The organism is Prosthecomicrobium sp. N25 (assembly GCF_037203705.1).
GTDB lineage: Bacteria > Pseudomonadota > Alphaproteobacteria > Rhizobiales > Ancalomicrobiaceae > Prosthecodimorpha.
Genome location: NZ_JBBCAT010000004.1, coordinates 23,349 through 46,499 on the forward strand (window position 1 = coordinate 23,349; position 23,151 = coordinate 46,499).

Annotated in this window: 17 protein-coding genes; 12 read left to right on the forward strand and 5 right to left on the reverse strand. The window is 69.8% G+C overall.

What is annotated here, in order from left to right:
- Positions 1 to 16: 16 nt before the first annotated feature.
- The 3 genes from fliR (at position 17) to cckA (ending at position 4,566) form a co-directional block, all read left to right on the forward strand.
- Positions 17 to 808, forward strand: coding sequence for a flagellar biosynthetic protein FliR (fliR, locus tag WBG79_RS22195; protein WP_337359422.1), 792 nt, complete (start codon positions 17 to 19; stop codon positions 806 to 808).
- A 10-nt stretch (positions 809 to 818) separates the two neighbouring features.
- Positions 819 to 1,904, forward strand: a complete 1,086-nt coding sequence (gene flhB, locus WBG79_RS22200) for a flagellar biosynthesis protein FlhB (RefSeq protein WP_337359423.1) — start codon at positions 819 to 821, stop codon at positions 1,902 to 1,904.
- 88 nt (positions 1,905 to 1,992) lie between these two features.
- Entirely contained in the window at positions 1,993 to 4,566 is a 2,574-nt protein-coding gene (gene cckA / locus WBG79_RS22205; RefSeq protein WP_337359424.1) for a cell cycle histidine kinase CckA, read from the forward strand.
- Between the two features lie 293 nt (positions 4,567 to 4,859).
- Here the strand turns inward: cckA and WBG79_RS22210 are convergent, their stop codons facing one another.
- Positions 4,860 to 6,536: an MFS transporter gene (locus tag WBG79_RS22210; RefSeq protein WP_337359425.1), complete on the reverse strand. Its 1,677-nt coding sequence runs from the start codon at positions 6,534 to 6,536 to the stop codon at positions 4,860 to 4,862.
- Positions 6,537 to 6,948: 412 nt separating this feature from the next.
- Between WBG79_RS22210 and WBG79_RS22215 the strand changes: the two genes are divergently transcribed.
- Positions 6,949 to 8,178, forward strand: a complete 1,230-nt coding sequence (locus WBG79_RS22215; RefSeq protein ID WP_337359426.1) for a cytochrome P450 — start codon at positions 6,949 to 6,951, stop codon at positions 8,176 to 8,178.
- A 98-nt stretch (positions 8,179 to 8,276) separates the two neighbouring features.
- Here the strand turns inward: WBG79_RS22215 and WBG79_RS22220 are convergent, their stop codons facing one another.
- On the reverse strand, positions 8,277 to 9,191 hold the full coding sequence (locus tag WBG79_RS22220; RefSeq protein ID WP_337359427.1) for a pseudouridine-5'-phosphate glycosidase: 915 nt from the start codon (positions 9,189 to 9,191) through the stop codon (positions 8,277 to 8,279).
- A 276-nt stretch (positions 9,192 to 9,467) separates the two neighbouring features.
- Between WBG79_RS22220 and recA the strand changes: the two genes are divergently transcribed.
- The 4 genes from recA to WBG79_RS22240 all read left to right on the forward strand — a co-directional run bounded on the left by recA (position 9,468) and on the right by WBG79_RS22240 (position 16,350).
- A complete protein-coding gene (recA, locus tag WBG79_RS22225; protein WP_337359428.1) occupies positions 9,468 to 10,547 on the forward strand; it encodes a recombinase RecA in 1,080 nt (359 codons plus the stop codon).
- Between the two features lie 182 nt (positions 10,548 to 10,729).
- Positions 10,730 to 13,402, forward strand: a complete 2,673-nt coding sequence (gene alaS, locus WBG79_RS22230; RefSeq protein ID WP_337359429.1) for an alanine--tRNA ligase — start codon at positions 10,730 to 10,732, stop codon at positions 13,400 to 13,402.
- Positions 13,403 to 13,418: 16 nt separating this feature from the next.
- Positions 13,419 to 14,657 carry a cyclic nucleotide-gated ion channel gene (locus tag WBG79_RS22235; protein ID WP_337359430.1) on the forward strand — a complete coding sequence of 413 codons (1,239 nt, stop codon included), beginning with the start codon at positions 13,419 to 13,421 and terminating at the stop codon, positions 14,655 to 14,657.
- A 205-nt stretch (positions 14,658 to 14,862) separates the two neighbouring features.
- Positions 14,863 to 16,350: an amidase gene (locus tag WBG79_RS22240; protein WP_337359431.1), complete on the forward strand. Its 1,488-nt coding sequence runs from the start codon at positions 14,863 to 14,865 to the stop codon at positions 16,348 to 16,350.
- Between the two features lie 31 nt (positions 16,351 to 16,381).
- Here WBG79_RS22240 and WBG79_RS22245 read toward each other — a convergent pair whose 3' ends face one another.
- Both WBG79_RS22245 and WBG79_RS22250 read right to left on the reverse strand, forming a co-directional pair.
- Positions 16,382 to 17,713, reverse strand: coding sequence for a hypothetical protein (locus tag WBG79_RS22245; RefSeq protein ID WP_337359432.1), 1,332 nt, complete (start codon positions 17,711 to 17,713; stop codon positions 16,382 to 16,384).
- Between the two features lie 185 nt (positions 17,714 to 17,898).
- Positions 17,899 to 19,116, reverse strand: coding sequence for an NADP-dependent isocitrate dehydrogenase (locus tag WBG79_RS22250; protein WP_337359433.1), 1,218 nt, complete (start codon positions 19,114 to 19,116; stop codon positions 17,899 to 17,901).
- A 227-nt stretch (positions 19,117 to 19,343) separates the two neighbouring features.
- Between WBG79_RS22250 and WBG79_RS22255 the strand changes: the two genes are divergently transcribed.
- From WBG79_RS22255 to rpsD, 3 genes are all read left to right on the forward strand, one after another.
- Positions 19,344 to 20,174: an RNA methyltransferase gene (locus WBG79_RS22255; RefSeq protein ID WP_337359434.1), complete on the forward strand. Its 831-nt coding sequence runs from the start codon at positions 19,344 to 19,346 to the stop codon at positions 20,172 to 20,174.
- 138 nt (positions 20,175 to 20,312) lie between these two features.
- Entirely contained in the window at positions 20,313 to 21,170 is an 858-nt protein-coding gene (murI, locus tag WBG79_RS22260; RefSeq protein ID WP_443147503.1) for a glutamate racemase, read from the forward strand.
- A gap of 220 nt (positions 21,171 to 21,390) precedes the next feature.
- The gene (gene rpsD, locus WBG79_RS22265; protein WP_337359435.1) at positions 21,391 to 22,008 is read left to right on the forward strand and encodes a 30S ribosomal protein S4; all 618 of its coding nucleotides are present in this window, start codon (positions 21,391 to 21,393) and stop codon (positions 22,006 to 22,008) included.
- 87 nt (positions 22,009 to 22,095) lie between these two features.
- On the opposite strand, the gene WBG79_RS22270 is transcribed toward rpsD, so the two are convergent.
- The gene (locus WBG79_RS22270; protein WP_337359436.1) at positions 22,096 to 22,362 is read right to left on the reverse strand and encodes a hypothetical protein; all 267 of its coding nucleotides are present in this window, start codon (positions 22,360 to 22,362) and stop codon (positions 22,096 to 22,098) included.
- Between the two features lie 215 nt (positions 22,363 to 22,577).
- On the opposite strand from WBG79_RS22270, the gene WBG79_RS22275 reads away from it, so the two are divergent.
- On the forward strand, positions 22,578 to 23,138 hold the full coding sequence (locus WBG79_RS22275; protein ID WP_337359437.1) for a hypothetical protein: 561 nt from the start codon (positions 22,578 to 22,580) through the stop codon (positions 23,136 to 23,138).
- Positions 23,139 to 23,151 lie beyond the last annotated feature (13 nt).

Below are 23,151 nucleotides of genomic sequence, written 5' to 3' on the forward strand. Positions count from 1 at the left end.
CCGGCGGGGCGGCGCCGTGAACGTCTCGGTCCTGCCCGACATCGCCGTCTTCTTCATGCTGATGTTCGGCCGCATGGGGTCGATGATGATGCTCCTGCCGGCGATCGGGGAGAGCGGCATCCCGGCGCGCATCCGCCTCGCCTTCGCGGTCCTCGTCGTGCTCGTCGCCTATCCGGTGGCCAGCCCCCTCTATCCGGCCGGGCTCGCCGGCAATCCGCCCCGCCTGATCCTGCTGCTCGCCTCGGAGATCGCCGTCGGGCTCTTCGTCGGGCTCGCGGCGCGCATCGTGATGGCGGCCGCGCAGGTCGCCGGCACGACGATCGCCAACCAGCTCGGCCTCGGCTTCGCGATGGCGGTCGACCCGACCCAGGGTCAGCAGGGCGTGGTGGTCGGCAACTTCGTGGCGCTCCTCGCCACCACGCTGGTCTTCGCCTTCGACCTCCACCACCTGGCGATCGCCGGGCTGACCGGGAGCTACCGGCTCTTCCCGCCCGGGCAGCTGATGCCCGTCGGCGACTTCGCCGAGGCGGCCGTCACCATGGTGGGGCAGTCCTTCAAGATCGGGGTGCAGATCTCAGCGCCCTTCCTGGCCTTCGGGCTCGTCTTCCAACTCGGGCTCGGCGTGCTCTCCAAGCTGATGCCGGCCTTCCAGATCTTCTTCGTCGCCATGCCGCTCAACATCGGCATGGGTTTCGCGCTCCTCGCCCTCGTCCTCGGAACCATCATGCTCTGGTACATGGAGCATGTCCGGGACGGCCTCGCACGCTTCTCGACCGCGGCCCTGACGGCCGCGGGCCTCCCGGTCTGAGGAGGGCGCCGTGGCGGAGGACAGCGAGGACGACAGCGAAAGAACAGAAGAACCATCGCAAAAGAAGCTCGACGACGCGATCGAGCGGGGCGACGTCGTCAAGAGCATGGAGGTGTCGAGCTTCTTCCTGCTCGGCAGCTGCATGATCATGATCGCCTTCCTGGCGACCGGCATGGGGCGCGACCTCGCCCGGCCGCTCGCCGGCATGCTGGAGCACATGCACGAGATCCCCGTCGACCGGCGCGGGCTGACGGGCGTCTACCTGGAGGCCGGCAAGGTCATGGCGACCGTGCTCGGCCTGCCGGTGCTCATGTTTATCGTCGCCGGGGTGGCCGGCAACATGATCCAGCACCGGACGGTGTGGACAGCCGAGCCGCTCATGCCGAAGCTCAACCGGGTCTCGCCCGCGGCGGGGTTCAAGCGGCTCTTCTCGGCCGACAGCCTGGCGGTCTTCGTCAAGGGCCTGATCAAGATCGTGGTCGTGTCGGCCGGCATCTGGTTCGCGGTCCGTCCGGAACTCTTCCGCCTCGAGGACATCGTGGCGACCGACATCCTCGGCCTCCTCGCCATCACCCAGCGGCTCGCAATCCGGCTGATGGCGGCGGTCCTGGTGGTCATGGCCTTCGTGGCGGTGCTCGACTACCTCTTCCAGCGGCAGCGCTGGATCAAGCGCCTGCGCATGACACGGCAGGAACTCAAGGAGGAGTACAAGCAGCAGGAAGGCAATCCGGAGATCAAGGCGAAGATCCGGCAGCTTCGGCAGCAGCGGTCGCAGAAGCGGATGATGGCCCAGGTGCCGAAGGCGACGGTGGTGGTCACCAACCCGACCCACTACGCGGTGGCGCTGCGCTACGAGCCCGGGATGAGCGCGCCGGTCTGCGTGGCCAAGGGCGTCGACGCGATCGCGCTCAGGATCCGCGAGACGGCCGAGAAGGCGGAGGTGCCGGTCGTCGAGAACCCGCCGCTCGCCCGCGCGCTGCACGCCACCGTCGACCTCGACGGGGAGGTGCCGGAGGAGCACTACCGGGCGGTCGCCGAGGTCATCGGCTTCGTCATGCGCATGCGGGAGAGAGCCCGGGGCTGGCGGCCAGACTGACGGGGCGTCGCGGCCGGGGGCGGGCGAAATCCTCCGCACATGCGGGGGCGAAAACGGATATCCTGCGCGAACTTCAGGGAATCGGGTGATGGCGGACGTGGACGCGGGGCAGTCGGGGCAGGACCCGGTGATCGACAGGGCCGAGAAGGCGGGGAGCATCGGGCTCCTCGTCGCGCTGGCGCTCGGCCTCGTCGGCGCGGCCGTGGCGCTGGCGCTGATGCGGCGCGAGGAGTCCGCCATCTACGTGCAGATGCTGCTCGGCATCCTGGCCGTCGTCGGGGTCTTCGCGCTCTTCGCCGGCGCCGTCGGCCTGATGCGCTTCGGCGCGCGTCGCCCGCATCACCCGCTCGCCAAGGCCTACCTCGACACCACCTCCGAGGGCGTCCTCATCACCGACAAGGAGGGGAGGATCGCCTATGCGAACCGCGCCTACGCGGACCTGATCCGGGCCGAGGCGGCGAAGGACGTGCGCACAGTGGAGCGCGTCTTCGCGGGCGACCCGGAGGCCGCCGAGGCGATGTTCCGCCTGACCCAGGCGCTGCGCGAGAAGCGCCCGGCGCGGGAGGAGATCCGCACCGTCAGCCCGCTCGGCCGGACGGAGGGCGGGGCACGCTGGTACCGGGTGCGGGTCCGGCCGCTCGAGATCAAGTGGGAGGGCATCGGCGGCGGCAAGGCCCAGCTCGCCATCTGGCAGGTCGCCGACATCACGCGCGACCGCGACGAGCAGGAGACCAGCTTCCAGGAGCTGCAGCAGGTCGTCACCTTCCTGGACCACGCGCCCGCGGGCTTCTTCTCCGCCGATCCGCGCGGGCGCATCACCTATCTCAACGCCACGCTCGCCGACTGGCTCGGCTACGACCTGGCCAAGTTCGAGCCGGGCGGCATCCAGCTCAAGGACATCGTGCAGGGGCAGGGGGTCGCCCTCATCGCCGACGCCGGGGCCGGCGAGGGCGGGACCAAGACGCGGATCATCGACCTCGACCTCGTCAAGCGCAACGGGCAGAGCCTGCCGGTGCGCCTGCTGCACCGGGTGCCGGTCTCGACCGCCGGCGTGTCGGGCGACAGCCGGACGCTCGTCCTGAACCGTTCGCCGGGGGAGGACGTCTCGGAGGCGCTCCGGGCGGCCGAGGTCCGCTTCGCGCGCTTCTTCAACTCCACGCCGATCGCCATCGCGTCGATCGACCGGGAGGGGCGCATCCTGCGGACGAACGCACCGTTCCTGAAGCTCTTCGGCGAATTGGCCCGGCCGAGCGAGGCGACCGGCCGGCGGCGGCTCGCCGACGGGGTGGCGGACGGCAAGCGCAGCGAGCTCATCGCCGCACTCGAGGCGGCCGCGCAGGGCCGTGGCGACATCACGCCCGTGGAGGCGGAACTCGCCGCCGGCGACCCGAACCGCAAGCGCTCCGTGCGCTTCTACATCTCGGCGGTCGAGGAGGGCGAGGGCGAGGGCGAGGCGGCGATCGTCTACGCGCTCGAAACCACCCAGCAGCGCGAGTTGGAGCAGCAGTTCGCGCAGTCCATGAAGATGCAGGCGATCGGCCAGCTCGCGGGCGGCATCGCTCACGACTTCAACAACGTGCTGACCGCCATCATCGGCTTCTCGGACCTGCTCCTCGCCTCGCACCGGCCGACCGACCCGTCCTTCCAGGACATCATGAACATCAAGCAGAACGCGAACCGGGCGGCCGCCCTCGTGCGGCAGCTCCTCGCCTTCTCGCGACGCCAGACGCTCCGCCCGGAGATCATCCGCCTCGGCGACACGCTCGCCGACCTGCACATGCTGCTGGCGCGCCTGCTCGGCGAGAAGGTCGAGCTGAAGGTGGTGCACGGGCGCGACCTGTGGCCGGTCAAGGCCGACACGAGCCAGCTCGAGCAGGTGATCGTCAACCTGGCGGTCAACGCCCGCGACGCCATGCCGAACGGCGGGCGGCTCACCATCTCGACGCGCAACGTCCAGGCCGGCGAGGCGATGGCCTTCCCGACGCCCGGCATGCCGCCCTCGGACTACGTCGCCATCGAGGTCTCCGACACCGGCACCGGCATCCCGCCGGAGATCATCGAGAAGATCTTCGAGCCCTTCTTCACCACGAAGGCGGTCGGGCAGGGCACGGGCCTCGGTCTGTCGACCGTCTACGGCATCGTCAAGCAGACCGGCGGCTTCGTCTATTGCTCCAGCGAGGTCGGGCAGGGGACCACGTTCCACATCCTGCTGCCGCGCCATGTCGAGACCGCGCGCGAGAAGCAGGACGCCAAGGCGGAGGCGGAGACGCACCAGCCGAGCGGCGACCTGACGGGGTCGGCGAGCATCCTGCTGGTCGAGGACGAAGAGGCGGTGCGCGCCTTCGCGTCGCGGGCATTGCGCTCGCGCGGCTACACGGTCCACGAGGCGTCGACGGGCACCGAAGCGCTGGCGGTCATGGAGGAGGCCGGCGGCAAGATCGACCTGGTGGTCTCCGACGTGGTCATGCCCGAGATGGACGGGCCGAGCCTGCTCAGGGAGCTTCGGCGCACGCGCCCGGAGCTCAAGATCATCTTCGTCTCCGGCTACGCGGAGGACGCCTTCGCCAAGAATCTGCCGGAAGGCGAGGCCTTCCTCTTCCTGCCCAAGCCCTTCTCGCTGAAGCAGCTCGCCACGGCGGTCAAGGACGCCCTGGGCAAGTAGGCGGAGGGCGGAGGCCGTCGCGGCGGATCAGCAAAGTCGGCGCTTCACCAGCAAATGTCGCCCGCCGGGCCACTTCGGCCGCAAGGGCGGCGCCGGCAGGCGCTCCGGGTGCTGGTTCGACAAAGCTGGGGGAGCCGGACGATTCTTCCGCGGGCAACCCTGGCGGATGCGTCTTGAGGGGCGAGTCAGCCGATCGTCCGACCCGTCCGGAAAGAATTGCCCCGGGTCGTCCTGTCGGACGGCCCGGGGTGTGACGGGGTGGCCGGCGCACGCGCCCCGACCACCCCGTGCGCTCAGCGCCGATCCTCGGCGAAGATGTCGCGATCCTTGTTCTCGGGCACGAAGATGAGGCCGATGACGGCCGTGCCGAGGGCGATCACGATCGGGTACCACAGGCCGTAGTAGACGTCTCCGGTCTGGGCGATCATCGCGAAGGCGGTCGCGGGCATGAGGCCGCCGAACCAGCCGTTGCCGATATGGTAGGGCAGCGACATGCCGGTGTAGCGGATCCGGGTCGGGAAGAGCTCGACGAGCGCCGCCGCGATCGGGCCGTAGACCATCGTGACGAGCAGGACGAGGTAGGTCAGGACCAGGATCAGCTTCAGCTGCTGGGCGCCGAAGATGTCGAAGAAGCCTTCGATCTTGACGATCTCGGCATTCGGCTTGCCGGCCACGGGGTAGCCGGCGGCGCCGAGCGCCTCGTTCACCTGCTTGGTGAAGGCGGCCGGGGTCGCCTTGGCGGCATCGCCCGTCAGCTTGGCGGCGTCGTAGGAGGCGATCTCCGTGCCGCCGACCTTGACCTTGGCGACCGCGGCGCCGGGCACGTACTCGACCGAGTAGTTGACCGAGCCGCGGGCGAGCAGGGCCTTGGCGACGTCGCAGGAGTTGGTGAACTTCGAGGTGCCGGTCGGGTTGAACTGGAACGAGCAGTCGTTCGGATCGGCGACGACGACGACCTTGGTGGCCTGGTGCGCCCGGTGCAGCATCGGGTTCGCGGTTTCGGTGATGAAGCCGAAGACCGGGAAGTAGGTGAGCGCGGCCAGCACGCAGCCGGTCAGGATGATGGGCTTGCGCCCGATCCGGTCGGAGAGCGAGCCGAACAGGATGAAGCCGCCGGTGCCGAGCACGAGCGCCCAGGCGATGAGCACGTTGGCGGTGAACATGTCGACGCGCAGGATGTTCTGCAGGAAGAACAGCGCGTAGAACTGGCCCGTGTACCAGACGACCGCCTGGCCGGCGACGAGGCCGAGCAGCGCGATGACAGCGAACTTGGCGTTCTTCCACTGACCGAAGGCTTCAGAGAGCGGCGCCTTGGACTGCGTACCCTCTTCCTTCATCTTCTTGAAGGCGGGGCTCTCCTCCATCTGGAGGCGGATATAGAGCGAGATGCCGAGCAGGAAGATCGACAGCAGGAAGGGAATGCGCCAGCCCCAGGCCGCGAAGGCCTGTTCGCCGACCCACATCCGGACCGTCAGGATCACGACCAGCGACAGGAGGAGCCCCAGCGTCGCGGTGGTCTGGATCCAGCTCGTGAAGTAGCCGCGGCGGCCGTGCGGGGCGTGCTCTGCAACATAAACGACCGCGCCGCCATACTCGCCGCCGAGCGCCAAGCCCTGCAGCATGCGCAGGAGGATCAGGGTGACGGGCGCGAGCCAGCCGATGGTCTCGTAGCCGGGCAGCAGGCCGACCACGAAGGTGGAGATGCCCATGATCAGGATGGTCATCAGGAACGTGTACTTGCGGCCGACCAGGTCGCCGAGCCGGCCGAACACGAGCGCGCCGAAGGGGCGGACCAGGAAGCCCGCCGCGAAGGCGAGGAGCGCGAAGACGTTGCGCGTCGCCTCCGGGAAGGAGGAGAAGAATTGCGCGCCGATGATCGCGGCGAGCGAGCCGTAGAGGTAGAAATCGTACCACTCGAAGATGGTGCCCGCCGAGGAGGCGAGGATCACCTTCTTCTCTTCCCGCGTCATCGGTCGGTTTCTGGCCGCGGCCGACGAACCCATGGTCGTCACAGACATGAGAAAGCTCCCTATCCCTTGTCCTTGTTTCAGGACTCTGCGGGCCGGAGCTCGAGGCACTCGGGAACTCTCCGGTCCGTCCGCGGGGAAGTGGGGCGCCGGGTTGGGTTGTCTACGTGATAACACGTAGCACATGGTCTAATTGCGTCGGTAGCAATCTGACATTAACCTGACCGGCTGGCCTTGGACAAGGTCCTCTGCTTCCATGCCGGCCGCTTGCCCGACGGGTCCCGGGAATCGTTTCGCAGGCGATTTCCGCCCGCACGGGCCGCCCGCCGTGCGGACCTCGCCACCTGCGTCGGACGGCTCTTTCGCGCGCCGCCGTCCTGGTCATAAGGTCGATCGCGCCGACGAGGAGGCCACGATGGAGACCGGGCCGGGAAACCTGCCGCGCTTCGCCCAAGACCCGAAGGAGTCCGCTTTCGTGCAGGACCCCTATCCGGCCTACCGGAGACTGCGCGCGCTCGGCGACCTGGTGGTCTGGGAGGCCTACGGCTTTCCCGTGTCGGCACGCCATGGGGTGGTGTCCGCAGCGCTCAAGGAGCGGCGCTTCGGCCGCGAGATCCTGCAGGTGGCCTCGCGCGAGGAACTCGGCTGGCCCGAGCCGGCCGCGCATCTCGCCCCCTTTCTCGCCTTCGAGGCGGGATCCATGCTGGAGCGCGAGCCGCCGGTCCACACGCGGCTGCGCGGCCTCGTCAACCGCGCCTTCACGGGTCGGGCGGTGGAGCGGCTCGCGCCCGAGATCGCGCGGCTCGCCGGCCGCCTCCTCGACGCCGTCGCGGACCGGTGGGAGGCGGATCTCCTCCCAGCCTTCGCGGAGCCGATCCCGGTGGCGGTGATCTGCGGGCTTCTCGGCCTGCCGGTCGCGGACGGGCCTCAACTCGTGGCCTGGTCTCACGCGATGGTGGCCGTCTACCAGTTCGGGGCCACGCGCGCTGTCGAGGAGGCTGCGGTCGCCGCGACGCTCGCCTTCTCGGATTATGTCCGCGCCGCGATCCGGGACCGGCGCGCGCGTCCCGGCGAGGATCTCCTCAGCGCGCTCGTGGCCGCCCGCGACGGCGCGGACCGGCTGAGCGAAGAGGAACTGGTCGCGACCGCGATCCTGCTGATGAACGCCGGCCATGAGGGCACGGTCCATGCGCTCGGCAACGCCGTCGCGGCGCTGCTCGCGCCCGGGGTCGACCGCCGGGCCATCTTCGCGGACGGCGAGGCGACGCGCCGGACCGTCGAGGAGTGCCTGCGCCACGACCCGCCGCTCCACCTTTTCACCCGCTACGCGCTGGAAGACTTCGACTTCGCCGGGCATCCGTTCCGCAAGGGCGATCGGATCGGGCTTCTCCTGGCCGCGGCGAACCGGGATCCGGTGGCATTCGACGACCCGGAGGCCTTCCAGCCGGCCCGCATCCCCGGCCCGCACCTCGCCTTCGGGGCCGGCATCCATTTCTGCGTGGGCGCCCCGCTGGCGCGGCTCGAACTGGCGATCGCGCTGCCCATCCTCTTCGAACGCCTGCCCGGGCTGCGGGCCGCCGCTCCGCCGCGCTGGCGCGACAGCTATCATTTCCGCGGGCTCGAACGGCTCGACTGCCTCTGGTGAAAGGGTGGCGTCCCGGGACTCCCGGGGCGCGTCACCGGCTTGGGTCCCGTGGCTCGGGCTGGTGCCGCTCCGACGCGTCCGTGCCCCGGGCGGCCGGATCAGGTCCGGGACAGGGCTACCGCGATCTCCGCCGCGAGCCCGGCATTGGCCAGGACGAGGGCGCGGTTGGTGGCGAGGCTGCGACCTTCGGTCAATTCCAGGATGCGGCCGAGAAGGTAAGGCGTCACGGCCTTGGCGCGAATGCCGGCGGACTCCGCGTCCGCCAGCGCGCAGGCGATGTGGCGCTCCATCTCGGCGCGCGCGATCTCGTGTGCCGCCGGAACGGGATTGGCGAGCAGGATCCCGCCGCCGATGCCGAGGGCGCGCCGGCTCGCGGCGAAGCGGGCGAAGTCCTCGGCCGTATCGATCCGGAGGGGGCAGGGCAGGCCCGAGGTGCGCGACCAGAAGGCCGGAAAGTCGTCGGTGCGCCAGCCTACGACCGGCACGCCGCGGGTTTCCAGGACCTCCAGGGTCTTGGGGAGGTCGAGGATGGCCTTGGCGCCGGCGGAGACCACCACGACCTCGGTCCGCGCCAGTTCCTCCAGGTCGGCCGATACGTCGAAGCTCGTCTCGGCGCCCCTGTGCACCCCCCCGATGCCGCCGGTCGCGAAGACCCGGATTCCGGCGCGCTGGGCTGCGATCATCGTGGCCGCGACCGTCGTGGCGCCGATCCGCCCCGTCGCGATCGCGAAGGCGAGGTCGGCGCGCGACAGCTTCAGGACGTCGCGGCTGCGCGCCAGTTGTTCCAGGGAGGCCGGGTCGAGCCCGACCCGCAGGCGGCCGCCCATGACCGCCACCGTCGCCGGCACCGCGCCGCCGGCCCGGACCGTCGCCTCGAGCTCGCGCGCGGCCTCGAGGTTCGCGGGCCAGGGGAGGCCATGGGCGATGATGGTCGATTCGAGGGCGACCACCGGACGGCCTTCGGCCAGCGCGGCGGCGACCTCCTCGGTCGGTTCGATCAGGTCGGCGTGCAAGGATCCTCGCGGGCAGGGAAGGCACGGATTTCCCCCAAGTATGATCGACGCGAGCGGGGCTGGCGAGGGCCTCCGCCGGGCCGCCGACAGGACCTCGACGATTCCTCCCGCGGCGACCCGGTCCGAGGGCTGGAGGACCGCCGGAACATAGCGCGTACGGAATTTGAATCGACGAGACAAGACAGCGACTTGACGAGGAGGACGGTATATGGAACAAAACCGGTACGCAAGCGGGATTTGTACGGCCGGCGAGCGCGTGACATAAGGAGCGGTCAGATGGCACAGGCGCAACTTCGCCTCGTGGACGGGGACGGCATGGACAAGAGCAAGGCTTTGGACGCGGCGCTGGCACAGATCGAGCGCAACTTCGGCAAGGGCTCGATCATGCGCCTCGGCCAGGGCAAGGTCGTGGAGATCGAGGTGGTCTCGACCGGCTCGATCGGGCTCGACATCGCGCTCGGCATCGGCGGGCTGCCGCGCGGGCGAATCATCGAGGTCTACGGGCCGGAATCGTCGGGCAAGACGACGCTCGCGCTGCATGTGGTCGCCGAGGCGCAGAAGAAGGGTGGGATCTGCGCCTTCGTGGACGCCGAGCACGCGCTCGACCCGATCTACGCCCGCAAGCTCGGCGTCAATCTCGACGATCTCCTGATCTCGCAGCCCGACGCGGGCGAGCAGGCGCTGGAGATCGCCGACACGCTGGTGCGGTCCGGAGCGGTCGACGTGCTGGTGATCGATTCGGTCGCCGCGCTGACGCCGAAGGCGGAGCTCGAGGGCGAGATGGGCGACAGCCTGCCCGGGCTCCAGGCACGGCTGATGAGCCAGGCCCTGCGCAAGCTCACCGGGTCGATCTCCAAGTCGCGCACCATGGTTATCTTCATCAACCAGATCCGCCAGAAGATCGGCGTGATGTTCGGCAACCCGGAGACGACGACGGGCGGCAACGCGCTGAAGTTCTACGCTTCGGTGCGCCTCGACATCCGCCGGATCGGCGCGATCAAGGACCGTGACGAGGTGGTCGGCAACCAGACCCGCGTGAAGGTGGTGAAGAACAAGATGGCTCCGCCCTTCAAGGAGGTCGAGTTCGACATCATGTACGGGGAGGGCATCTCCAAGGTCGGCGAGCTCGTGGACCTCGGCGTGAAGGCCGGGATCGTCGACAAGTCCGGATCCTGGTTCTCCTTCGAGAGCCAGCGCATCGGCCAGGGTCGCGAGAACGCCAAGACCTTCCTGAAGGAGAACAAGGACGTGTCGGCTCGCATCGAGACCGCGATCCGGCAGAACGCGGGCCTGATCGCCGACAAGATCCTGCCGACGGGCACCGCCGAGGACGAGGACGGCCCGGTCACGGACTGATCGAGGCGGGTCGTGGCGCGAGGGCCGGTGAGGGCCGCGGGCCCCCGGCGGTACCTGGGCCCTTCCCGGGAGAGAGGGCCGAGCCGCGACGCCGCGGCCGCCTCGCTTCTCGTGTGGACAGGCCGGGGAGCGGCGGCTAAAAGCTCGGACCCGTGTCAAGCATTCGAAAGGTCTGCGGTTCCATGAGCGGCGTCAACGAGATCAGGTCGACGTTCCTCGGCTATTTCGCGCGCGAGGGGCATGAGATCGTGCCGTCGAGCCCGCTGGTGCCGCGCAACGATCCGACCCTGATGTTCGCGAACTCGGGCATGGTCCAGTTCAAGAACCTGTTCACGGGCGTGGAGCGGCGGCCCTATGTGCGGGCCTCGACGGCCCAGAAGTGCGTGCGCGCCGGCGGCAAGCACAACGACCTCGACAACGTAGGCTACACCGCGCGGCATCACACCTTCTTCGAGATGCTGGGCAACTTCTCGTTCGGCGACTACTTCAAGGACCGGGCGATCGAACTCGCCTGGACCCTGGTCACGCGCGAGTTCGGGCTCGACAAGGAGCGCCTGACGGTCACGGTCTATTCCGAGGACGACGAGGCGCACGGGCTCTGGAAGAAGATCGCCGGGCTGCCCGACAGCCGCATCATCAGGATCTCCACCTCCGACAACTTCTGGCAAATGGGCGACACGGGCCCGTGCGGGCCCTGCTCGGAGATCTTCTACGACCATGGGGACCACATCTGGGGCGGGCCGCCGGGCTCGCCGGAGGCGGACGGGGACCGGTTCATCGAGATCTGGAACCTGGTCTTCATGCAGTTCGAGCAGTTCTCGGACGGTGCCCGGACCCTGCTTCCGAAGCCCTCGATCGACACCGGCATGGGTCTGGAACGTGTCGCGGCGGTCCTGCAGGGCGTCCACGACAACTACGACATCGACCTCTTCAAGGCGCTGATCCGCGCGTCGGTCGACCTGACCGGCGTTCCGGCCGAGGGGGACGCGCGGGCGAGCCACCGGGTCATAGCCGACCACCTCAGGGCGACGAGCTTCCTGATCGCCGACGGCGTGCTGCCCTCCAACGAGGGCCGGGGCTACGTGCTCCGCCGCATCATGCGGCGCGCCATGCGGCACGCCCATCTCCTGGGCGCGCGCGACCCGATGATCCACCGGATGGTCCCGGTGCTGGTGCGCGAGATGGGGCAGGCCTATCCGGAGCTGGTGCGCGCCGAAGCCCTTGTGGCTGAGACGATCCGCCTCGAGGAGACGCGGTTCCGCCGCACCCTGGAGCGCGGCCTCGGCCTTCTCGAGGAGGCGACGCAGGGCATGGCGGCCGGCGACATGCTGGACGGCGAGACGGCGTTCCGGCTCTACGACACCTTCGGCTTCCCGCTGGACCTCACGCAGGACGCGCTCAGGCGGCGCGACATCCACGTGAACCTCGACGGCTTCCAGGACGCGATGGCGCGGCAGCGCGCCGAGGCGCGGGCTTCCTGGGCGGGGTCCGGCGAGGCGGCGTCGGAGGCGGTCTGGTTCGGCATCAAGGAGCGGGTCGGCGCGACGGAGTTCCTCGGCTACGACACCGAGACGGCCGAGGGCGTCGTCCTCGCCCTTGTTTCCGGCGGTGCCGAGACGGACCGGCTCGAGGCCGGGCAGGAGGGGGCCATCGTGCTGAACCAGACTCCCTTCTACGGGGAGTCCGGCGGCCAGGTCGGCGACACGGGGGTGATGAGCGGGGACGGGATCCGCTTCCTCGTGAACGACGTGCAGAAGCTCGGTGGCGGTCTCTACGTGCACAGCGGGGTGGTCGAGGCCGGAACGGTGACGACCGGCGCCGCTCTCCAGCTGACGGTCGACCACGCCCGCCGCAGTGCGATCCGGGCGAACCATTCGGCGACGCATCTTCTCCACGAGGCCTTGCGCGAGGTGCTGGGCGAGCACGTTGCCCAGAAGGGATCGCTGGTCGCGCCCGAGCGGCTGCGCTTCGATTTTTCCCACCCGAAGCCGATCGCGCCCGAGGAGCTGGCACGCATCGAGGACATCGCCAACCAGATCGTCCTGCAGAACGAAGAGGTGGTGACCCGCCTCATGGGCGTCGATGACGCCATCGCGTCCGGGGCGCGCGCCCTCTTCGGCGAGAAGTACGGCGAGGAGGTGCGCGTCGTCTCCATGGGCCGCTACACGGACGGCAACCGGGCGGGCAAGACCTATTCGGTGGAGCTCTGCGGCGGCACCCATGTGCGGCGCACCGGCGATATCGGGCTCGTCAGCATCCTGGGGGAGAGTGCGGTGGCGGCCGGGGTCCGGCGGCTCGAGGCGGTGACGGCGACGGGCGCCCGGCGCCATCTCGGCGAACAGGACCGGCGCCTGCGCGAGGTGGCCGGGGCGCTCCGGGTGACGGCGGCCGATGTGGTCGGACGCGTCGAGGCTCTGGTCGAGGAGCGGCGCCGGCTGGAGCGCGAGTTGACCGAGGCGAAGAAGAAGCTGGCCATGGGCGGCGGCGGGACCAGCGCCGGCGACGGCGTCCGGGAGGTTGCCGGCCTGCGCTTCCTCGGTCGCTCCGTCTCGGGGGTCGCCCCGAAGGACTTGAAGAGCCTGGCGGACGAGGCCAAGAAGGCGGTGGGCTCCGGCGTGGTCGCCCTCGTGGGGGTCGCGGAGGACGGCAAGGCCGCGATCGTCGTTGCCGTCACGGAGGACCTGACCGGCGGCCTCAGCGCCGTGGACCTCGTCAGGGTCGGGTCCGAGGCACTCGGCGGCAAGGGCGGCGGCGGCCGGCCGGACATGGCGCAGGCCGGTGGACCGGACGGTGCCAAGGCGGAGGCCGCACTCGCGGCGGTCGCGGCCGCGCTGGCGGCGCGGACGGGCGGCTGAGACGAAGGGGTCGGCGATGGCGCTCCAGCGATCCGTCGTGGCCGGCCCGAAGCGCAGGGTCTACGAGATCCTGGAGGCGAACGCGGGGGGCGACCGGGTCGCCCATCTGGTTTCGGTCGGCATCATCGGCCTGATCGTCATTAACGTGGCGGCGGTGGTGCTGGAAACCGTCCCGCAACTCAGAGGCTCGTACGAGCGCCTCTTCGTCGCCATCGAACTCGTCACTGTGGCCCTCTTCGCGGTGGAATACATTCTCAGGGTCTGGGTGGCGGACCTGCACGGGCCGCTCATCAAGTACGGACCGATCGGGGCGCGGCTGCGCTACATGGCGCATCCGGGGGCGATCATCGACTTCCTGGCGATCGCGCCGACGCTGGTCGGCTTCATCTTCGACGTCTTCGACGTCAACGTCCTGGTCATCTTCCGCCTGTTGCGCTTCCTGAAGCTCACCCGCTACTCACCCGGTATGCGGTCGCTCGCCAACGCGGTCGTTTCCGAGCGGCGCGCCCTGGTGGCGAGCGCCGTCGTGATGGCGGGGCTCATCGTAACCGCAGCGTCGCTGATGCACTGGATCGAAGGGCAGATCCAGCCGAACGTGTTCGGATCGATCCCGGCGTCGATGTACTGGGCGGTGACGACCCTGACGACGGTCGGCTATGGCGACGTGGTGCCGGTCACGGCGCCCGGCAAGGTGCTGGCCGGCATCGTCATGCTGTTCGGCTTCTGCATGTTCGCCCTGCCGGTCGGCATCATCGCGACGGCCTTCGCGCGGGAGATCCACCAGCGGGACTTCGTGGTGACCTGGGGCATGGTGGCCCGCGTGCCGCTCTTCGCCGAACTCAATGCCGGCGAGATCGCCGAGGTCACGCGCCTGCTCAGCGCGCAATCGGTCGAGCCGGGGACCGTGATCACCTATGCGGGGGATCCGGCCCACTGCATGTACTTCATCGCCTCCGGCACGGTCGAGGTGGACCTGCAGGATGCGAAAGTTCGGCTCTCGGACGGGGACTTCTTCGGCGAGATCGCGGTGCTCCGGAAGGCGACCCGCTCGGCGGACATCGTCGCGCTTTCGCACTGTCGGCTGCTGCTCCTGGATGCGGAGGACCTGCATCACCTCATGAACCGCAAGCCCGGCATCGCGGCCCATATCCGGCAGGTGGCGCGGTCGCGCATCGAGCGGGAGGCACTGACGCCGCGCGGGGACATCACGCAGGACGAGTTGCACGAGCGCGAGGCGGAGGACGCGCCGCCGTGAGCCCGTGCGGGGGCCGGGTCCCGCGGCCGGGCGACCGTGCCTTCACGCCCGGGAGGCGGCCCCGCCGCCGAGGCGGGCCGGGAACGGAGGTCCGCCGGGCGAGTGCGGTCGGTTTGCCGGACGCGGGACCGGGGCGGGGCGGAGCGACGTCGCGGCCATCGGCGGCCCGGCCGCGGGCGACGCGGGTCGGGCCATGGAGGCGAGGATGAGCTTGTGCGATCTCGACGCGGTGACGGTCCGGGGGCTCCTCGGCCGGAAGGCGGTCTCGGCGACGGAGGTGGTACAGGCGGCCATAGAGCGGATCGAGGCGATCGACGGCGCCGTCAACGCCTTGCCGACTCGCGATTTCGAGCGGGCGCTCGCGGCCGCCCGGGCCGCAGACGGCCGGATCCGCCGGGGCGAGGCGCTCGGGGCGCTTGAGGGGTTGCCGATCGCCGTCAAGGACCTCGAGGAGACGGCCGGGCTGCGCACCACCTTCGGCAGCCTCCTCTTCCGCGACCACGTGCCGGCGCGCGACCACTCCATGGTGGCGGCGATCCGTGCGGCCGGCGGGATCGTGCTGGCGAAGTCCAACACTCCGGAGTTCGGCGCGGGGGCGAACACGCGCAATCTGGTCTTCGGCGCGACCGGCAACCCTTTCGACACGACCAGGACGGCGGCCGGTTCCTCGGGCGGATCGGCGGTCGCGCTGGCGACCGGCATGGTCGCGCTGGCGACCGGGTCGGACATGGGCGGCAGCCTCAGGAACCCGGCCGCCTATTGCGGCATCGTCGGGTTCCGGCCGACGCCGGGCCTGGTGCCGAACGAGAAGAAGCTGCTCGGCTGGGCGGGGCTGGGGGTGCTCGGGCCGATGGCGCGCACCGTGGCGGATCTCCGGCTGCTCCTCGGCGTGATCGCCGGCGACGATGCGGCGGATCCGCTGGCGACGACCGTCCCGGGCCGGCGGATCCGGCATCCGGGGGCGTTCGCGGCGGAGGCGGCCGACCTCGCGAGCCTGCGGGCCGCGGTGACGCCCGACTTCGGCTTCGCCCCGACGGACCGGCATGTCCGGGCCGTCTTCGCCGAGCGCTGCGCGCGGATGGCGCCGGCCTTCAGCGCGTTCGAGGAAGCGACGCCCGACTGCGGCGGCTCGGACGACTGCTTCGCGGTGCTGCGGGGACTGAGCTTCCTGGCGGGTTTCAAGGACATGGTCGCGCGCACGCCGGAGCTCGTGGGGCCGAACGTGCGGGCGAACGTGGCCGAAGCGCTGCGGCTCGACGCGGCGGCGGTGGCGGACGCGATGAAGCACCAGACGGTGCTCTACCGGCGCTGGCTGGCCTTCTTCGAGCGCCACGATGTGCTGATCAGCCCGATGATGACGATCGCGCCGCGGCCCTGGGCGGAGCTCTATCCCGCCGAGATCGACGGTGTGCCGACCCGGAGCTACTACCACTGGCTTGCGCTCGCCTATGCGGTGACGTTGGTCGGCCACCCGGCGGTGACGATCCCCTGCGGGGTCGATCGGGACGGCATGCCGTTCGGCATCCAGCTCGTCGGCCCGCGCGGCGCCGATGCGCGCCTGCTCGCGATCGCCGAGGCGCTCGAGAGGCACCTCGCGGCCGAGGCCGACACGGCGCGGCCGCTCCCCGATCTCGCGCGGCTCGCCTCGGCGCCGCCGATCGCGGCCTCCCCGGGCTTTCTCGAAATGGGCTGACCGGGCGGGCGCCATCGGCGGGCCCTCGCCTTCACCGCAGTCCGGCCTTCGGGGCGGACAGGCCGGGGGTGCGTTCCTCGAGGCGGGTCCAGATCATCAGCTCGAGGCAGTTGCGCGCGACGCGCTCGCGATCTCCCTGGCGTCCCTGGTTCACGGCGAAGAGGGCGCGGAGGTAGGTCAACAGCGGGTCCTCGCCGCTCCCGCCGAACATGCGGGCGGCGTCCTCGCGGGCGTCGCGCCGGCCGGCCTCGGCGAGGCGGAGGCGCTCCGGGGCGTCCGGCCCGCCCGGGTCCGGCCCGAGATAGCCGGGCACGCTGCCGAACACGGTCGCCTCGTAGGACAGTACGTACTCGGACAGGAGGCCGATCTTCTCGGCATTCTCGACGCGCCGGCCGTAGTCCCAGATCCCGAGCGCGATGAAGCCGATGTAGAAGACCGCGACCGCGCCGGCGCCCGACAGCGCGCCGGAGCCGATCCGCTGGACGAGGGCCGGGGAGGGGCCGGCCTGGAAGGTCACGGTGACGCTCGCCGAATAGGCGATCGGGATCGTCTCGCCGGAGATCGGGTCGGGCAGGTCGAGGGTGCCCTCGCCGGTTCCCGTCAGCTTGAGGACGAAGGGCGTCGTGGAGGCGTTGAGGCCCGCCTCGACATAGAAGCTGGCGTTGCCGATGGTGGAAAGCCTGGCCTTGACGGTCGCCTCCATGTTCTCGCGCAGCAGGCGGACGAAGCCCTTGTCGCCCTTGGCGAGGTCCTCCCACTTCAGCTTGGTGCCGGCCTGGATGGAGATGTCGTCGGTCAGCTTGCGGGCGATCGCCGCCCCCACCTGGGTGTTGCCGATGGCGAACTTGCCCTCTGCGTCGGACTTCAGGCCCGCCCACTTGAACTTTCCCGCGAGGCTCACCTTCCAGACGACCGCGTTGTTGGCGCCGCGCACGTCGGGCGACTTGAACTCGATCTCGTCGGACCACTTCAGCGCGCTCCGGCCCGCGGAGGTCTCCGGAGGGCGGCCGACCACGATGGTCTCGCCGAGGTCGATCGGGGCGCCGCGGCCGGTCGGCACGTAGATCGTGGCGCCGTCCTTGAAGCGATAGTTGCCGCCGGGGGTGAGCTCGTCCGAGCCCATGCGGGTGCGCAGGTAGTAGTTGACCAGCTTCTGCCACTTGCCGGCCAGGCGCGGGCTGCGGATGTCGATGCCGAAGTTGAGGTCGATCAGGCGGGCGAAATCCACCTTCTCGCGGCTGCAGACGTCCAGGAAGCTCTCGCTGCGCTTGACCGGGACGCCGCGCTTGTCGGGCGCCGCGGGGGGCCAGGGGGCCTCGGCGAGGCCGAGGGCGGCGGGGGCGAGTTCGAGGGCCTGGGCCATGGCTAGCGCTCCTGTCCGTTGCAGGGCAGGGGCGGCTCAGCCCGCTGCCGATGCATCCGGTCTTAAGGGGCGCGCGGGCGCGGCGCTGTTTCGGCGGTAACAGTCCGGAAACATGGGGACACGCCAAACGAAAACGGCGGGCCGAAGCCCGCCGTCCGCTCGGGTCCGTCAAAGGCTGCCGCAGCTCACCACTTGGCCATCTCGGTCTCGAGGTTGGCGGCGATCTTGTCGAGGAAGCCGGTGGTCGAGAGCCACTTCTGGTCGGCGCCGACCAGGAGGGCCAGGTCCTTGGTCATGTAGCCGGCCTCGACGGTGTCGACGCAGACCTTCTCGAGGGTGGCGGCGAAGCGGGCGAGATCGGCGTTGTCGTCGAGCTTGGCGCGATGGGCGAGGCCGCGGGTCCAGGCGAAGATCGAGGCGATGGAGTTGGTCGAGGTCTCCTTGCCCTTCTGGTGCTCGCGGTAGTGGCGGGTGACCGTGCCGTGGGCGGCCTCCGCCTCGACGGTGCGGCCGTCGGGGGTGAGCAGCACGGAGGTCATCAGACCGAGGGAGCCGAAGCCCTGGGCGACGGTGTCGGACTGGACGTCGCCGTCGTAGTTCTTGCAGGCCCAGATGTAGCCGCCGGACCACTTCAGCGCCGAGGCGACCATGTCGTCGATCAGCCGGTGCTCGTAGACGAGGCCCCGCTTCTTGAACTCGGCCGCGAACTCGGCGTCGAAGATCGCCTGGAAGATGTCCTTGAAGCGGCCGTCGTAGTACTTGAGGATCGTGTTCTTGGTCGAGAGATAGACCGGGTAGTTGCGGATCAGCCCGTAGTTGAAGGACGAGCGGGCGAACTCCTTGATCGACTCGTCGAGGTTGTACATCGCCATCGCGACGCCGCCGCCGGGGAAGTCGAACACCTCATGCTCGATCGTCTGGCCGTCCTCGCCGACGAACTTGATGGTCAGCTTGCCCTTGCCGGGAACGACGAAGTCGGTGGCGCGGTACTGGTCGCCGAAGGCGTGGCGGCCGACGATGATCGGCTGCGTCCAGCCCGGCACGAGGCGCGGCACGTTCTTGCAGATGATCGGCTCGCGGAAGATGACGCCGCCGAGGATGTTGCGGATCGTACCGTTGGGCGACTTCCACATCTTCTTGAGGTTGAATTCCTGCACGCGGCCCTCGTCGGGGGTGATGGTCGCGCACTTGATGCCGACGCCGTGCTTCTTGATGGCGTGGGCGGCGTCGATGGTGACCTGATCGGCGGTGGCGTCGCGGTTCTCGACGGAGAGGTCGTAATACTCGATCTGGAGGTCGAGGTAGGGGAAGATCAGCTTGTCCTTGATGAACTGCCAGATGATCCGGGTCATCTCGTCGCCGTCGAGGTCCACGACCGGATTCGCCACCTTGATCTTCGCCATCGGGCCTTCCCCCAGGGTTGTGCAGCGCGACCGGGCCGTCCCGGCAGGCGGGCTCGACGATCCGGCATTTCGCGGCTGCGAAAGGATGCCGGGTCTATAGCGCGGCCAATTGTCTCCGTCGAGCTATCCCTTTTGCGGGAGCGGCGCTTTCCGCGTGCGATTTGGCTTCCCGTCGCCTCCGGGCTAGAAGGGCGTCCGTCATCACCCTTGCAGGGACCGAAGCCGCCTTGTCCGCCGAACCCGCATCCTTCGCCTCGTCCCCCGTCGTCATCCTGGTCGAGACCCAGATGGCCGAGAATGTCGGCGCGGCCATGCGGGCGATGGCGAATTTCGGGCTGCGGCGGCTCAAGCTGGTCAATCCGCGCGAGCCCTGGCCGAACGAGAAGGCCGCGGCGATGAGCTCGGGGGCTTTCCGGCTCCTGGAGATCGAGACCGTGGCGAGCCTGGAGGAGGCGGTCCGGGACCTGAACCTGGTCCTGGCGACGACCGCGCGGGCGCACGACATCGCCAAGCCGGTCTGTTCGCCCGCGACCGCGGCGGGGCTGCTGGCGGCCTCGATCGATCGGGGGGAGCGCGTCGGCGTCGTGTTCGGACGCGAGCGCTGGGGGTTGACGACCGACGAGGTCGGGCTCGCCGACCAGATCCTGACGATACCGGTCGACCCGGCCTTCGCGTCGCTGAACCTCGCGCAGGCGGTCGTGACCGTCGCGTACGAGTGGCGCAAGGTGGTCGTCGGCGATGCCGCCTGGACGCCGTTCCCCGAGAAGGAGCGCTCGCCGCTCGCCGGCAAGGACGACGTCCTGCGGATGTTCGAGCACCTGGAGGGGGCGCTCGACGCCGTGGAGTTCTTCCGGCCGCCGGAGAAGCGGGCCAGCATGGTGCGCAACCTGCGCAGCATCTTCCAGAAGGCGCGGCTCACCGAGCAGGAGATCCGGACGCTGCGCGGCGTGATCGCGGCCCTGGAGGGGCGGTCCACCCGACCGACGGCGCGACCCTACGGAAAGGCCCTGGAGACGGGGCCGGGGAAGGACCCGGCGGGCGAGGGTACAAATTCATGAATTGGAAAGTTTTCGGAAACCCGGCCTTAACCACGTCGGTGCCATGGTGTCTTCGGGCCGGGCGATAGAAGGTTCTGCGTCGCGCCCGCGCCCTCGACCCCCCGGAGGATTGCCCGGGGTGGTGGCCGGGAGGGTCGGATGGGGCGTATCGAGTTCTTCGCCTCCGCCGGTCCGATCCCGCTCATGACCGAAGCCGCACCGAGACACGTCGCCGAGCCGCGCCTCCTGGTCTTCGATTCCGGGATCGGCGGGTTGTCGGTGCTCGCGGAAATCGTGGCCGCGCGGCCGGATGCGCGGATCACCTACGTGGCGGACGACGCCGGGTTTCCGTACGGGGCCTGGGAGGAGGGGGCGCTGGTCGCGCGCATCCTCGCGCTGATGGAGCGCCTCGTCGCGGCGCACCGGCCGGACCTCGTCGTGATCGCCTGCAACACCGCCTCGACCCTCGTGCTCGGGCCCCTGCGCGCGCGCTTCGACGTGCCCTTCGTGGGCACGGTGCCGGCCATCAAGCCGGCGGCGGAGCGGACGCGGACGGGGCTCGTCAGCGTGCTGGCGACGCCCGGCACGGTCAGGCGCGACTACACCCGGGCGCTCATCGACGCCTTCGCGCGCGAAGTGGCCGTCACCCTCGTCGGCTCGCAGCACCTCGCGGCCCTTGCGGAGGCGCACATGCGCGGCGAGGCGATCGACGAGAGCCGGGTGGCGGCCGAGATCGGGCCCTGCTTCGTGGAGGCGGGGGGACGACGGACCGACACGGTCGTGCTCGCCTGCACGCACTACCCCTTCCTGCTCGACGTTTTCCGGCGGATCGAGCCGTGGCCGGTCACCTGGATCGATCCGGCCCCCGCGATCGCGCGGCGCGTGGTCCATCTGGTCGGCCGGGCTCCCGACGGGCACCCGCCGCTCGCGGGTGGGCGGGCGATCTTCACCTCAGGGCGGGCGCAGCCGGCGGGCCTGGTCGCGCTCGCGGCCCGCTATGGGCTGACGGTCGACTGAGGACGGGCCGACGGTGCTTGACTTCATGGCCGCATCCGACTAATCACCCGGCAGCCAGCGCGGACCTCGACGGTCCGCGTTGCCGTTTGTCGTGCATCCGCGGGCCGGTTCCAACGCTCGGATCCCGGCCCTGTCGGCCCCGCGAGGGGCAGAGGAGGACGCGCTCACCTTAATATCGTCCGTGGCTTGTGGGCTGCGGTTCAACCAACGTGAGAACGCGATGTCGAAGCGTCACAGTGCGAAGTACAAGATCGACCGCCGGATGGGCGAGAACCTGTGGGGTCGTGGCAAGTCGCCCGTCAACAAGCGGGAATACGGCCCCGGCCAGCACGGCCAGCGGCGCAAGGGCAAGGTGTCGGACTTCGGCGCCCAGCTCAAGGCGAAGCAGAAGCTGAAGGGCTACTACGCCAACATCTCCGAGAAGCAGTTCAAGAAGGTCTACACCGAGGCCATGCGCCTGAAGGGCGACTCCTCGGAGAACCTGATCGGCCTGCTCGAGCGCCGTCTCGACGCGATCGTGTATCGCGCCAAGTTCGTGCCGACCCCCTTCGCGGCCCGCCAGTTCATCAGCCACGGCCACATCCGGGTGAACGGCCGCCGCGTGAACGTCGCCAGCTACCGCGTGCGGATCGGCGACGTGATCGAGGTCAAGGAGGCGTCCAAGCAGCTCGCGCTCGTCCTCGAGGCGACGCAGTCGGGCGAGCGCGACGTGCCGGACTACATCGAGGTGGACCATAACAAGATGGTCGCCAAGTTCGCGCGCATCCCGGCCCTGACCGACGTGCCCTATCCGGTCCACATGGAGCCGAACCTGGTCGTCGAGTTCTACTCGCGCTGATCCGGGTTTCCGTGGCCGACGACGAAAAAAGGCCGCCTCCGGGCGGCCTTTCGCGTTCGCGGCGTCGGATGCGCCGCGCCCCCTCCTTCAGCGGCAGGCGATGCAGCCGTCGACCGGCCCGGGAGCCGGAACGAAGGGCAGCGGACCGCGCCCATCCTTCAGGTTCTCGGCGGTCGCGCGCATGAAGGCCCCGACGGCGCGGGGGTCGAGACGGTCCCGACGCATGACGAGGCGTACGACGGGATCGGACAGGATGTCGTCGAGCTCCGGCTCGACGTTCGGGTCCAGGTAGTCCCTGGCCTCGAACAGCCGGTCGGGGCGGCTCGGGCCATGGCGCTGGGTCGCGTCTTGCATGGTTCCCTCCTCTCCTTCTCGCATCCAGGGTCGCGAAAGGGCTCCAGGCCCTTCAGGGCTCCTGATATGGGGTCGGTGTGTCCATGTCGTGACTGTGCCGGGGCGCGGTTTCGGCAAGATTTCGTGATCGAATCCAATTCGAACCAACCGGCGGTTTGGAGCGATTCGGACGGGTGCCGCGGGCTTCTGCGGCCGGCAAAGCGAAGGAGGGCGTGATGAGGAAGGCAGGATTGGCTCTCGGGCTCTCGGTCCTGATGGCCGGCGCGGCGGTGGCGGCCCCCGCCCAGGACCCGCTGAAGCAGTTCGTCGGCAAGACGGCCAGCATGTCGATCCAGCCCGACGCGGAGGGCGAGCTCGATCCGCTCCTGTCCGGCGCGGGGTTCGGCGCGATCCATCCGCCGCGCGACCTGCCGGCGGACGGCTTCGCCCTGCATCGCATCGACGTGTTGTCCGGCGGTCCAGATCCGTCCGGCGACACGACCGTGGTGGTGTGGCGGCTCGACGGGCCGACGGATCGCCTGAAGGGCGACTGGCGCATCATCGGGGCGTTCCGGACGAAGGTGAGTTCCGAGAGCAACTTCTCGATCGAGTGCGCGGGCAACGCCAAGGACAAGGCACCGATGGTCTTCGTCTTCCACGAGGGCGGCGCGGTCGGCCAGCCGGTGAAGCGGGTGCTGGCGGCGTTCCGGCTCGACCGGCAGGGCGGCAAGATCGAGCGGCTCACGGGAAAGCTGCCCGCCTGCAAGGCGACCGAGGAGCCGTTCTCCGAGGAGTAGCGGCCTCGCGGCC

Excerpts from the sequence above, each read along its gene's own strand:
- cckA (WP_337359424.1), top strand. The coding sequence starts at position 1,993 with ATGGCGGACGTGGACGCGGGGCAGTCGGGGCAGGACCCGGTGATCGAC.
- WBG79_RS22210 (WP_337359425.1), bottom strand. The coding sequence starts at position 6,536 with ATGACGCGGGAAGAGAAGAAGGTGATCCTCGCCTCCTCGGCGGGCACC.
- WBG79_RS22215 (WP_337359426.1), top strand. The coding sequence starts at position 6,949 with ATGGAGACCGGGCCGGGAAACCTGCCGCGCTTCGCCCAAGACCCGAAG.
- recA (WP_337359428.1), top strand. The coding sequence starts at position 9,468 with ATGGCACAGGCGCAACTTCGCCTCGTGGACGGGGACGGCATGGACAAG.
- alaS (WP_337359429.1), top strand. The coding sequence starts at position 10,730 with ATGAGCGGCGTCAACGAGATCAGGTCGACGTTCCTCGGCTATTTCGCG.
- WBG79_RS22235 (WP_337359430.1), top strand. The coding sequence starts at position 13,419 with ATGGCGCTCCAGCGATCCGTCGTGGCCGGCCCGAAGCGCAGGGTCTAC.
- WBG79_RS22240 (WP_337359431.1), top strand. The coding sequence starts at position 14,863 with ATGAGCTTGTGCGATCTCGACGCGGTGACGGTCCGGGGGCTCCTCGGC.
- WBG79_RS22245 (WP_337359432.1), bottom strand. The coding sequence starts at position 17,713 with ATGGCCCAGGCCCTCGAACTCGCCCCCGCCGCCCTCGGCCTCGCCGAG.
- WBG79_RS22250 (WP_337359433.1), bottom strand. The coding sequence starts at position 19,116 with ATGGCGAAGATCAAGGTGGCGAATCCGGTCGTGGACCTCGACGGCGAC.
- murI (WP_443147503.1), top strand. The coding sequence starts at position 20,313 with ATGGGGCGTATCGAGTTCTTCGCCTCCGCCGGTCCGATCCCGCTCATG.
- rpsD (WP_337359435.1), top strand. The coding sequence starts at position 21,391 with ATGTCGAAGCGTCACAGTGCGAAGTACAAGATCGACCGCCGGATGGGC.
- WBG79_RS22270 (WP_337359436.1), bottom strand. The coding sequence starts at position 22,362 with ATGCAAGACGCGACCCAGCGCCATGGCCCGAGCCGCCCCGACCGGCTG.
- WBG79_RS22275 (WP_337359437.1), top strand. The coding sequence starts at position 22,578 with ATGAGGAAGGCAGGATTGGCTCTCGGGCTCTCGGTCCTGATGGCCGGC.